A 12183-nucleotide genomic window follows, 5' to 3' on the forward strand; every position below is an offset into this window, starting at 1 on the left:
ACTCGGCCGCCCGCCAGGAACCCCCGCGAGCGCTCGCCCGCCTCTCGGGCGGCCTCCCCCGCGAGACCGTCGCCCCGCCGTCGCCCGGCTGCACGCCGAGCGGCGGAGAGCCGCGGCCTCAGTAGGGCATCATCGAGAGGGCCCATCCGCCGACCGTGCCGCCGATGATGGACAGGATCCCGAGCGCCGCTGAGACGAGCGCTCCGACGGCCGCCCAGCGGAGGCGCGTCGCGCCGCGCTGCAGCACACCGGCGATCGCGAGTCCGGCCGCCACGACCAGCACGGCCAGCTGGATCATCGGGATGACGAAGCCGACGACGGCGATGCCGCTCGACATGGCGGCCTGACGGTAGATCAGCGGTACGAAGAAGCTCATGAGGGCGGGCAGCGACACGAGCACGAGCGCGACCACGCCGAGCACGTTGACCCCTCCAGCGGTGTGCGGCGGAGGGCCGGGGAGCGGCGTCTGCCCATGCGCGACGGGCTGGGGCTGCTGGAAGCCGTTCTGGTGCACGCCGTGCTGGGGCTGCTGGAACTGCGGCGGGACCTGCTGGAACGAGTGATCCGGCGCCGAGGGGTTCTGGAAGCTCATGCCCGAAGCCTACGCGAGTCCGCTCGGCGAGGGGCCGGTTCGTCGCGCACGGAGCGCCTGTGGGGCGAGCCGACCGGAACGGGGAACGGCCCCCTCGCCGGGGCGAGAGGGCCGTTCGGGATCCCGCGGTGCGGGATGATCCGGGATCAGATCTTGGAGGAGGCGTCCTTGAGCACGCTGCGGAGGATGCCGCCGATCTCCGCGAACTCCGCCGGACCGATGGTCAGCGGGGGAGCGAGCTGGATGACGGGGTCTCCCCGGTCGTCGGCGCGGCAGTAGAGGCCGGCCTCCCACAGCGCGGGGGAGAGGTAGTCGCGCAGGAGCCGATCCGACTCCTCCTCGTTGAAGGTCTCCTTGGTGGCCTTGTCCTTCACCAGCTCGATGCCGAAGAAGTAGCCCTCGCCGCGCACGTCGCCGACGATGTCGATGTCGAGCAGCTTCTCGAGCTCGGCGCGGAACAGCGGGCTGTTCTCGCGCACTCGGCCGTTGAGGTCCTCCTCCTCGAAGATGTCGAAGTTGGCGAGCGCCGCGGCCGCCGCCGCCGGGTGACCGGCGAAGGTGAAGCCGTGGTAGAAGGTGTTGTCGACCGAGTTGAAGGGCTCCGACACCTTGTCCGAGACGATCATCGCACCGAGGGGCACGTAGCCCGAGGTGATGCCCTTGGCGGACGTGATGATGTCGGGCTCGTATCCGAGCGCCTTCGACGCGAAGAAGTCGCCGATGCGGCCGTAGGCGCAGATGACCTCGTCAGAGACGAGCAGCACGTCGTACTGATCGCAGATCTCGCGCACGCGCTTGAAGTAGCCGGGGGGCGGGGGGAAGCAGCCGCCCGAGTTCTGCACGGGCTCGAGGAACACGGCCGCGACGGTGTCGGGACCCTCGAAGAGGATCGCCTCCTCGATGCGGTTCGCGGCCCACTGGCCGAAGGCCTCGAGGTCGTCGCTCGGCGCGCCCATCTCCTCGGCGCGGTAGAAGTTCGTGTTGGGCACGCGATGGCCGCCCGGGGTCAGCGGCTCGTAGAACTTCTTCATGTCCGGGATGCCTGTGATCGCCAGCGCGCCCTGCGGGGTGCCGTGGTAGGCGACCGAGCGCGAGATGACCTTGTGCTTCATCGGCTTGCCCTGGATCTTCCAGAAGTGCTTCGCCAGCTTGAAGGCGGACTCGACGGCCTCGCCGCCACCGGTGGTGAAGAAGACCTTGTTCATCTGGCCGGGGGCGTAGGACGAGAGGCGCTCCGACAGCTCGATCGCGGCCGGGTGGCCGTAGGACCAGATCGGCATGAAGTCGAGCTGCTTCATCTGCTTGGCGGCGGCCTCGACGATGCGATCGCGGCCGTGGCCCGCGTTCACGACGAACAGGCCGGCGAGACCGTCGATGTACTGCTTGCCGGCGGCGTCGTAGATGTGGTGGCCCTCGGCGCGGGTGATGACGGGGATGCCGTCGTCGAGCACCTTGCGGTTGGTGAAGTGCGGCCACATGTGACGCTTGGCCGAGGCCTGGAGCGCGGCGGTGTCTACCGCGGCAGTGGGATCAAAAGACATGGTTATCGTGTTCCCCAGTCATATTTCTGTTTGGTGAGTTGGAGGTAGACGAAGGTCTCGGTCGAGGCGACACCGTCGATTCCGCGGATCTTTTCGTTCAGCAGTTCGATGAGTCCATCGTCGTCCTCGCAGACGACCTCCACCAGGATGTCGAAGGAGCCCGCGCTGAGCACGACGTAGCTGATCTCCGGCATTTCTGCGAGGCGATCGGCGACGACCCTGGTGTCACCGGAAACGCGGATGCCGAGCATTGCTTGTCGGCTGAAGCCGAGTCGCATCGGGTCGGTCACGGCAACGATCTGCATGACCCCGGCATCCGTGAGCTTCTGCACGCGCTGGCGCACGGCGGCCTCGCTGAGGCCCACCGCCTTGCCGATCTCCGCGTACGAACGGCGGCCATCGCGCTGGAGTTGCTCGATGATCGCTTTCGACGTGGCGTCGAGCGCCGGCGTTGTGCGTTTGCTGCTCACGCCACTGATTCTTGCAGTGAAACTCGGAAAAAGCAAAGGAATCCGAAGATATCGAGGTTGAATCCGGTCAATCTCCACGTTCTCGCCGGGTGTTCTCCGGGCGGCGCATGCCCGGTCCCGGCCGCGGCAGGCGGGCGGCCCGCGCGGGAATCGCCCGAGGCCGTGGCGGGCGCCTCCGCCGCGGGGCGGCGGGCCGTGGGGCGCGCAGCGGCGCCGGCGCGGAGGGTGCTCGTGGTGCTCCGGTGCAGCCACCGTCGATTCCCTCCGCGGAGCGCGCCGAAAAGCACGCAAAGCGTAGCGAGTTGTCGATAGCTGCCACAGTTTTCGTTGTGTCCGCAGCGAAAAATAACTGTTTCGTGAAGAATTCGTGTCGCGGGGGGTGTGTTGTTGGCGTCGATTCCCTCTCTGTGCCATATTCGAGGCACAGACTCCGGCGATGTTGCCGTTCGTGCGCATGTCGGTTACCGGACCAGTGAGAACCGAAGGAGATATCTCATGGCACGTCAGCCTGAAGATCCGATCGTCCGCAGCATCGTCGACATGATCCGGGGCGCTCAGTTCAACCGCCGTCAGCTGCTCCGCGGCGCGGCTGTGGGCGCCGCGGGTGCGGGTACGCTCGGTCTCGCCTCCTGCGCCGGTGGCGGCGGTGGCGGTGGCGGCGGAGACCGCATCAGCTGGGGCAACTGGACCTACTACCTCGACTTCGACGAGGCGACGGGCGGGTACCCGACCCTCGACGCATTCATGGAGGAGTCGGGCATCACCGTCGACTACATCGAGGACATCGACGACAACAACACCTTCTACGGCAAGATCAAGGACCAGCTCCAGCTCGGCCAGCACACGGGGTACGACGTCATCACCTTCACCGACTGGATGAACGGGCGCATCATCCAGGCCGAGCAGGTGCAGGAGTACGACTACGCGAACCTGCCGAACGTGACGGCGAACCTCGTCGACGCCCAGTGGGACGCGCTCGACGTGGATCCCGGGCGCAAGTTCTCGGTCCCGTGGCAGCTTCCCGCGTCGGGCTGGGTCTGGAACACCGAGGCCGTGCCGAACGGCATCAAGACGCTCGACGACTTCATGCGGCCCGAGCTCAAGGGCAAGGTCGTCGTGCTGAGCGAGATGCGCGACACGATGGGCATGATCCTCGCGGGCCTCGGCTACGACCCGGCCGGCGACTGGGGCGACAAGGAGTTCGACGAGGCGCTGGCCTGGCTCGACGACGGCCTCCAGAGCGGTCAGATCGGCAACGTCAAGGGCAACAGCTACACGCAGGACCTGATCACCGGCGATGCGCTGGCCGCGATGGCGTGGACGGGCGACGTGATCGCCCTCAACTTCGAGAACGGCGATCAGTGGACCCTCGAGATCCCCGAGTCGGGCGGCATGATCGCGTCCGACTCCTTCACCGTGCCCAACGGCACCTCCGCCGAGGCGAAGGAGAAGGTCGAGGAGATGATCAACTACTACTACGACCCGGCCGTGATGGCGCAGGTCGCCGACTACGTCACCTTCATCCCACCGGTGAAGGGCACGCAGGAGGCGATGCAGGAGGTCAATCCCGAGAACGTCGACAACCCGCTGATCTTCCCGAGCGAGGAGGACTGGGAGCACCTGCACCCCTTCCGCACGCTCACCGCGGAAGAGGACAACCGCTACTCCACGGCCTTCCAGAACGCGCTGGGGCTGTGAACCATGGCGGATAACTCCTTCGCATCGTCCGGCGCCGATCTCGAACTGGTCGGGATCGAGAAGCGCTTCCCCGGCTTCACCGCCGTCGAGAACCTCGATCTCACCATCCCCGCGGGCTCGTTCTTCGCGCTGCTCGGCCCCTCGGGCTGCGGCAAGACGACCACGCTCCGCCTGGTCGCGGGGCTCGAGGATCCCACCCGGGGCAAGATCCTGATCGGCGGCAAGGACGTGAGCGGGCTCAAGCCGCACAAGCGTCCGGTCAACACCGTGTTCCAGTCGTATGCGCTGTTCCCGCACATGACCATCCTCGAGAACGTGGCGTTCGGCCTGCGGCGCCGCAGGATCGGCGATCCGGTCGGCAAGGCGCACGAGGCGCTGCGGCTCGTGGAGCTCGACCACATGGCCGACCGCAAGCCGGCGCAGCTCTCGGGCGGGCAGCAGCAGCGCGTCGCGCTGGCGCGGGCCGTCGTGAACCGGCCGGCGCTCCTCCTGCTCGACGAGCCCCTCGGCGCGCTCGACCTCAAGCTGCGTCGCCAGATGCAGCAGGAGCTCAAGCAGATCCAGCAGGAGGTGGGCCTCACCTTCCTGCACGTCACCCACGATCAGGAGGAGGCCATGACCATGGCCGACACCGTCGCGGTGATGAACAAGGGGCGCATCGAGCAGATGGGCGCCCCCGAGGAGCTGTACGAGCTGCCGAGGACCGTGTTCGTCGCCAACTTCCTCGGGCAGTCGAACCTGTTCCAGGTGGAGGTCGCGGGCAGCACCGACCGGGTGCTCCACACCGACCTGAACGGCGCCCGCATCTCCGTGCCGCGTGCGCGCAGCGCGCGCGACAGCGGTGCGATCACGATCGGCGTGCGGCCCGAGAAGCTGACGCTCTCGCAGACCCCGCCCGCGGCGGACGCGTCGACGAACGCGATCGGGCCGGGCCGGGTCGTCGACGTCTCGTTCATCGGCGTGAGCACGCAGTACACCGTGGAACTGCCCGACTCGGGCTCCGTGGAGGTGTTCGCGCAGAACCTCCAGGCCGGCCCGACCGCCGCCCTCGGCGACGAGGTGTGGCTGAGCTGGCACGTCGAGCACACCTTCGGGCTCGCGGACGACCGACTCGAGACCGGTGCACTCACCACCGACTTCTCGACACGGGCGATCGCGACGCAGGCCGCCCAGGCCGAGTAGGAGGCGATCATGGCATTCACCGCCTTCTCCGCAACAGCGAAGGCCGTCGAACAGGCCCCTCGCAAGCGGGGCTGGATCGCCCTGCTGCTGCTGGCGCCCGGCATCGCGTACATGCTGCTGTTCTTCGTGGCGCCGTTCATCCAGCTGGCGCTCACGTCGCTGCAGGCGCCGGCCGAGACCGGGGGCATCGGGCAGTACATCGCCGCGATGCAGTTCTCCAACTACTGGACGGCGCTCCAGGAGTACTGGCCGCACCTGCTGCGCTCCTTCATCTACGCGCTGACCGCGACCATCATCGGGCTGCTCATCAGTTACCCGCTGGCCTACCTCATCGGGGTCAAGGTGCGCTCCAAGCCGATGCTGCAGGGCATCCTGCTGATCCTCGTGGTCGCGCCCTTCTTCATCAGCTTCCTGCTGCGCACGCTCGCGTGGAAGTCGATCCTGCCGAGCGACCTGATCGGCACCCACTTCTCGGTGATCTTCGGCCTGGTGTACAACTTCATCCCGTTCATGGTGCTTCCGATGTTCTCCTCGCTGCAGGCGCTCGACCTGCGGCTGATCGAGGCCGGATCCGATCTGTACGCCTCGCCGGTGACCACGTTCCGCAGGGTCACGCTGCCGCTGTCGATGCCCGGGATCGTCTCGGGCACGCTGCTCAGCTTCATCCCGATGTCGGGCGACTACGTGAACGCGTCGCGCGAGTTCCTGGGCGGCACCTCGACCACGATGATCGGCAACGTCATCGAGTCGAACTTCCTCCAGACCCAGAACTACCCGATGGCGGCCACCCTCTCGATCATCCTCATGGTGATCATCCTGGTGATCGTCGCGACCTATGTGCGCAAGAGCGGTGCGGAGGATCTGCTGTGAAGAATTTCAGCCTCGGAAAGGCGTTCGTCCCGGTCGTCGGAGCGGTCGCGCTCATCTACCTGCTGCTGCCGATCGCGCACGTCATCGTGTTCTCCTTCAACGACGCGGGCCGCAACAACATCATCTGGCGCGGGTTCACGCTCGACAACTGGCAGAACCCCTGCGGGGCGCCCCAGGTGTGCACCGCGTTCGGCAACAGCATCCTGGTCGGGGTGGTCGCGACGGTCATCGCGACGACGCTCGGCACCATGATCGCGATCGCGCTCGTGCGCTACCGCTTCAAGTTCCGCTCCACCGTCAGCCTGCTGCTCTTCACGCCGATGGCCACGCCCGAGGTCGTGCTCGGCGCCGGCCTCGCCGCGCAGTTCCTGCTGGCGGGCGTCGAGAAGGGGATCGGCACGATCATCCTCGCGCACACGATGTTCTGCATCTCGTACGTGGTGGTGGCGGTGAAGGCGCGCGTCGCGAGCCTGAACCCCGCGATCGAGGAGGCCGGGCGGGATCTCTACGCCTCGCCCTCCCAGGTGTTCTGGCGCATCACGCTGCCGATGCTCATGCCGGGCATCATCGGCGCGGCACTGCTGAGCTTCGCGCTGTCGTTCGACGACTTCATCATCACGAACTTCAACTCGGGCACCGCCACGACCTTCCCGAAGTTCATCTACGTCTCCGCGCTCAAGGGCGTGCCGGCGCAGGCGAACGTGCTGGCGTCGATCGTGTTCGTCGGTGCGCTGCTGCTCGTGATCATCGTGCAGATGATCAACATCAACAAGCGGAAGCGCATGGCGCGGGCGTGACCGGCGCGAAGCGGCCCGGGACGGATCCCGTCCCGGGCCGCTTCGGCGCGCCCGGCCGGCGTACGACGCCCGCCCTCGCCGGCAGCGATGTCGGATCCGATGGCGGATCCGATGGTGGGGAGATTCCGGATCGGGTGTAATGTTCTGCTGCTGTCCACCGGACAGCGAACCTCGCCGAGGCGGAGCGATCGCATCCCGTCGGCGGGATCCCGTTCGTGAAGGAGAGAGCATGGCGACTCCAACCTCATCCATCGTCGCGCCGCGCGCGACGCTCAAACGCAGTCTGGGACTCTGGGCCATCGTCGGCCTCGGCCTGGGGTACATGACGCCGACCGTCGTGTTCGACACCTTCGGCCTCGTCGCGCGCGACACGAACAACGTGGTGCCGCTCGCGTACGCGGTGGCGCTGACCGTCATGATCTTCACCGCGATCAGCTACGGCAAGATCGCGGGCGCGATCCCGAGCGCCGGTTCGGCGTACACCTACGCCCGCGAGTCGATCCATCCGAACGTCGGGTTCGTCGTGGGATGGACCGCGCTCATCGACTACATGCTGCTGCCGATGGTGAACTGCCTGATCATCCGCAGCTACCTCGAGGCGTTCTTCCCCGGTGTGCCGGGCGCCGTGTGGGTGGTGGTCTACGTCGTGTTCGTCACGGGGATCATCTACCTGACCATGAAGGGCACCTCGAACGTCAACATGATCCTGCTGGTGTTCTCGATCGTCGTGATGACGGCCTTCGTGGTGATGGTGTTCGTGCAGCTCTCCGGCGGCGCGGGCGTGGGCGGCGTGGTGACGATCCAGCCCTTCTTCCACAGCGGGGTCGAGTTCGGCGCGGTGCTCGCAGGCGCGACGATCGTGTGCTTCTCCTTCATCGGCTTCGACGCCGTCACCATGTACGCGGAGGAGGCGAAGACGCCGAAGATCATGCCGAAGGCGATCCTGCTCACCGTCGTGCTGGGCGGGGCGATCTTCCTCATCGCCGGCTACTTCACCCAGGCGCGCTTCCCGGCGTGGGAGGAGTTCGCCCCCGGCGGCGACATGCAGTACATCGAGGACAGCACGCTGCCGCTCATCGGCGAGTTCGTCGGCGGGAAGGCCTTCGCGGCGGTGCTCACCGCGGCGGGCTTCGCGGCCACCCTCGCCTCCGGTCTCGCCTCGCACGCCTCCGTGTCGCGCATGCTGCTCGTGATGGGGCGCAACAACGTGCTGCCGAAGCGCTTCTTCGGGTACATCAACGCGAAGACCCACACGCCCACCTTCAACATCGTGCTCACGGGCGCCATCTCCCTGCTCGCGATCTCCTTCACGCTGGAGATGATCGCCGCGTACATCAACTACGGCGCGCTGGTCGCGTTCACCTTCGTGAACCTCTCGGTGATCGCCTGGTTCGCGTTCCGCAAGGGGCGCCGCCGCACGCCGAAGGACATCTTCAACTACATCGTCATGCCGCTGCTCGGCACCCTGCTCACGGGGCTGCTCTGGGTCAATCTCGACGGGCACGCGCTGCTCGTCGGCCTGATCTGGTCGGGCCTCGGGGTGATCTACCTCGCGATCATCACGAAGGGCTTCCGGCGCAGGGTGGCCTCCTTCGACGAGGCCCAGCCCGTCACCGGTTTCAACAAGGTCGCCGAGCCCGCGGCCGACGAGCGCTAGGCCGTTCCGCCCCGCGGATCACCGGACCCGGGGCCGCCCGCCTGCTCGACGCGAGCCGGCGGGCGCCCCCGCTCCGGCTCGGATCCCGCGTTCCGGACCCGGCTGCGGCGCAGGCGCGGGTCGAAGAGGGGCAGCGTGACGGAGCACAGGGGGCCGATCAGCAGCGCGAAGGCGACGGTGCCGAGTCCGACGTTGCCGCCGAGCACCCAGCCGATCGCGAGCACCGTCACCTCCACCGCGGTGCGCCCCACCCAGATGGGGGTGCCGAAGCGGGCGTGGATGCCGGTCATGAGGCCGTCGCGCGGGCCGGGCCCGAGATGGGCCCCGATGTAGACTCCGCTCGCGACGGCGAGCAGCACCAGGCCGATGGCGAAGAAGAGCACGCGCAGCCACAGCGCCTCGGGCACGGGCAGCAGCCACAGGCCCAGCTCGATGCCCGGGCCGACGAGCAGGATGTTCAGCACGGTGCCGATGCCGGGCCGCTGGCGCAGCGGGATCCACAGCAGCAGCACGAGCAGGCCGATGATGTTGGTGAGCAGGCCGATGCCGAGCCCCGTGCGCACCGAGAGCCCCTGCGCGAACACCGTCCAGGGATCGACGCCGATCGCGGCGCGGATCATGAAGGCGTCGGCGATGCCGTACAGGAGCAGGCCGGGGATCAGGCGGAGGATGCGGAACGTCACGAGCATCAGTCCACTCCGTATTGGACTGGTGCGCAAGATGCCAATCGCATACAGTGGCCCCATGATCGCTCAGCGCCTCTCCGCCCATCGCCTGCTGCGTCTGCTCGGCAACTGGCGCGGCGCGGGGCACGGATACCTCGAGCTCAGCGAGAGCATCGAGATCCTGGTGCGAGACGGGGCGATCGCGCCGGGCAGCGCGCTCCCGGCGGAACGGCCGCTCGCCGAGGCGCTCGGCGTGAGCCGCACCACCATCAGCGCCTGCTACCGCAGGCTGCGCGAGACCGGGATCGCGCTCTCGCGCCAGGGCTCGGGGACCGTCGTGCGGGCGCCGAGACGGCTCGAGAGCCCATCCGACCACGCGGGAGCCGCCGCCGACATCGACCTCTCGGTCGCCTGCCCGGAGCCCTGGAGCGGACTCGCCGAGCTCGGATCCCGCGCGCTGGCCGAGCACCCCGACACCTTCCTGCTCCCGGGCTACGACACGCTCGGCCGCGCCGCCCTGCGCGCAGCGGTGGCCGAGCGCTACACCCGGCGCGGACTCCCGACGACGGCTGATCAGATCATGATCACGCTCGGAGCGCAGCACGCCATCTTCCTGGTCGCGCGGACCCTGCTCGGCCGCGGCGACCGCAGCCTCATCGAGTCGCCCAGCTATCCCCACGCCCGGGAGGCGCTCGCGGCGACGGGGGCGCTCGTGGCCGAACTGCCGATCGGGCACGACGGATACGACGCGACGGGCATGCTCGACATCGTCGCCCGCACCTCGCCGCGGCTGGCCTACCTGATCCCGGACCACCACAACCCGACCGGTGGCAGCATGCCGATCGAGCTGCGCGCCCGCCTGATCGCCGAGCTGAGCGCCCGGGGGAGCCACGTGATCGCCGACGAGACCACGGCCGAGCTCACGCTGGGGGAGTCGCGACCGATCCTGCCCTTCGCGGCGGCGGCGGATCGCCCGCACCAGCGCGACGCCATCATCACGCTGGGGTCGCTCGGCAAGACCGTCTGGGGCGGGCTGCGCGTGGGCTGGATCCGCGCGACGCCCGAGCTGATCAGCCGACTGGAGGTCGCGCGCCGGGTCGGCGACCTCGGCACCGGCACCTGGGAGCAGGTGATCGCGGAGCTCGCACTCGAGCGCTACGACGAGGTGCTCGCCGACCGCACCCGCGCGCTCACCGCGCGCCACCGGACGCTGACCGAGCAGCTGCGCGCCCGCCTGCCCGGATGGCGCCCCTCGCGCGCCGAGGGCGGCGCGAGCGTGTGGGTCGACCTCGGAGAGCATCGCAGCACCGCGCTGAGCCGCGAGAGCGCCCGGCGCGGGCTGCGGCTCGTGCCGGGGCCGCGCTTCGGCAGCCCCGGGGTGTTCGAGCGGTTCGTGCGCCTGCCGTTCTCGGCGCCGGAGACCGAGCTGGTCGACGCGGTGAGCCGGCTCGGCGAGTCGTGGGAGGCGGGACCGACGGCGGCCTCCGCGCCGATGCGGGAACTCGTGGTGATCTGATCCGGCGCGCGGCGCGGCCACCCGGGACCGCCGGGTAAGCTAGGGGGATCATGCTCGATCTTGACTTCAGTGCACGCATCCGCGCCCTCCGCTCGACCTACGCCGACATCGCGGCGGTGACGGACCTGCCGAGGCTCGATCGCGAGATCGCCGAGCTCGAGCAGCAGGCCGCGGCCCCGGATCTGTGGGACGATCCCGCTGCGGCGCAGAAGGTGACCAGCGGCCTGTCGCACCGCCAGGCGCGCGCGAAGCGCCTGCGCGCCGTGGAGCAGCGCATCGACGACCTCGAGGTGCTGATCGAGCTGGCGCAGGAGATGGACGACGCCGATTCCGCCGCCGAGGCGTCGGAGGAGCTGACCGCCATCGAGGCGGTCGTGCAGGACCTCGAGGTGCAGACCATGCTGTCGGGCGAGTACGACGAGCGCGCCGCCGTCGTCACCATCCGCTCGGGCGCCGGCGGCGACGATGCCACGGACTTCGCCGAGATGCTGCTGCGCATGTACCTGCGCTGGGCCGAGCAGCACGACTACCCGACGAAGGTGCTCGATACCTCCTACGCGGAGGGCGCCGGCATCAAGTCGGCCACCTTCGAGGTCGACGCGCCCTACGCCTTCGGCACGCTCTCGGTCGAGGCGGGCACGCACCGTCTCGCGCGCATCAGCCCCTTCGGCTCGGCCGACAAGCGGCAGACCAGCTTCGCGGGCGTCGAGGTGATCCCGCTGCTCGAGGAGGCGACCGAGGTCGACATCCCCGAGAACGACATCCGCGTCGACGTGTTCCGCTCGAGCGGCCCCGGCGGACAGTCGGTGAACACCACCGACTCCGCGGTGCGCATCACGCACATCCCCACCGGCATCGTCATCTCGATGCAGAACGAGAAGAGCCAGATCCAGAACCGCGCGGCCGCGATGCGCCTGCTGCAGACGCGCCTGCTGCTGCTGCAGAAGGAGCAGGAGGCCGCGAAGAAGAAGGAGCTCGCGGGTTCGATCACCGCGAGCTGGGGCGACCAGATCCGCTCGTACTTCCTCTACGGCCAGCAGCTCGTGAAGGACCTGCGCACCGGGCACGAGTCGTCGCAGCCCGACGCGGTGTTCGACGGGGATCTCGACGGCTTCATCGCCGCGGGCATCCGCTGGCGCTCGCTGTCGAAGGAGTAGCAGCCCCGGCTCCTGCGCCCTCGGCGTGCTGGGAGCGC

11 protein-coding genes are annotated in these 12183 nt (G+C 68.6%); 7 read left to right on the top strand and 4 right to left on the bottom strand.

Features of this window, described 5'->3' with window-relative positions:
- Window positions 1-118: 118 nt before the first annotated feature.
- The 3 genes from ACWKZU_RS09580 to ACWKZU_RS09590 form a co-directional block, all read right to left on the bottom strand.
- On the bottom strand, window positions 119-592 hold the full coding sequence (locus ACWKZU_RS09580; protein WP_449282098.1) for a hypothetical protein: 474 nt from the start codon (window positions 590-592) through the stop codon (window positions 119-121).
- Between the two features lie 146 nt (window positions 593-738).
- Complete coding sequence (locus tag ACWKZU_RS09585) at window positions 739-2133, bottom strand: aspartate aminotransferase family protein (protein ID WP_053382554.1); 1395 nt, start codon at window positions 2131-2133, stop codon at window positions 739-741.
- Between the two features lie 2 nt (window positions 2134-2135).
- Window positions 2136-2603 carry an Lrp/AsnC family transcriptional regulator gene (locus ACWKZU_RS09590; protein ID WP_053382555.1) on the bottom strand — a complete coding sequence of 156 codons (468 nt, stop codon included), beginning with the start codon at window positions 2601-2603 and terminating at the stop codon, window positions 2136-2138.
- A 495-nt stretch (window positions 2604-3098) separates the two neighbouring features.
- Here ACWKZU_RS09590 and ACWKZU_RS09595 point away from each other — a divergent pair, with 495 nt between their 5' ends.
- From ACWKZU_RS09595 to ACWKZU_RS09615, 5 genes are all read left to right on the top strand, one after another.
- Window positions 3099-4301, top strand: a complete 1203-nt coding sequence (locus tag ACWKZU_RS09595) for an ABC transporter substrate-binding protein (RefSeq protein WP_449282099.1) — start codon at window positions 3099-3101, stop codon at window positions 4299-4301.
- Between the two features lie 3 nt (window positions 4302-4304).
- Window positions 4305-5483 carry an ABC transporter ATP-binding protein gene (locus ACWKZU_RS09600; RefSeq protein WP_449282100.1) on the top strand — a complete coding sequence of 393 codons (1179 nt, stop codon included), beginning with the start codon at window positions 4305-4307 and terminating at the stop codon, window positions 5481-5483.
- A gap of 9 nt (window positions 5484-5492) precedes the next feature.
- On the top strand, window positions 5493-6353 hold the full coding sequence (locus ACWKZU_RS09605; RefSeq protein ID WP_449282101.1) for an ABC transporter permease: 861 nt from the start codon (window positions 5493-5495) through the stop codon (window positions 6351-6353).
- On the top strand, window positions 6350-7150 hold the full coding sequence (locus ACWKZU_RS09610) for an ABC transporter permease (RefSeq protein WP_449282102.1): 801 nt from the start codon (window positions 6350-6352) through the stop codon (window positions 7148-7150). The genes ACWKZU_RS09605 and ACWKZU_RS09610 overlap by 4 nt, the downstream gene beginning before the upstream one ends.
- A 229-nt stretch (window positions 7151-7379) precedes the next feature.
- The gene (locus ACWKZU_RS09615) at window positions 7380-8807 is read left to right on the top strand and encodes an APC family permease (protein WP_449282103.1); all 1428 of its coding nucleotides are present in this window, start codon (window positions 7380-7382) and stop codon (window positions 8805-8807) included.
- Here the strand turns inward: ACWKZU_RS09615 and yczE are convergent.
- Window positions 8804-9496, bottom strand: coding sequence for a membrane protein YczE (yczE, locus tag ACWKZU_RS09620; protein ID WP_449282104.1), 693 nt, complete (start codon window positions 9494-9496; stop codon window positions 8804-8806). The two genes, ACWKZU_RS09615 and yczE, sit on opposite strands and share 4 nt — an antisense overlap.
- Window positions 9497-9551: 55 nt before the next feature.
- On the opposite strand from yczE, the gene yczR reads away from it, so the two are divergent.
- Entirely contained in the window at window positions 9552-10988 is a 1437-nt protein-coding gene (yczR, locus tag ACWKZU_RS09625) for a MocR-like transcription factor YczR (RefSeq protein WP_449282105.1), read from the top strand.
- 50 nt (window positions 10989-11038) lie between these two features.
- A complete protein-coding gene (prfB, locus tag ACWKZU_RS09630; RefSeq protein ID WP_449282106.1) occupies window positions 11039-12145 on the top strand; it encodes a peptide chain release factor 2 in 1107 nt (368 codons plus the stop codon).
- Window positions 12146-12183 lie beyond the last annotated feature (38 nt).

The sequence above is a fragment of the Leucobacter sp. genome (assembly GCF_053528595.1).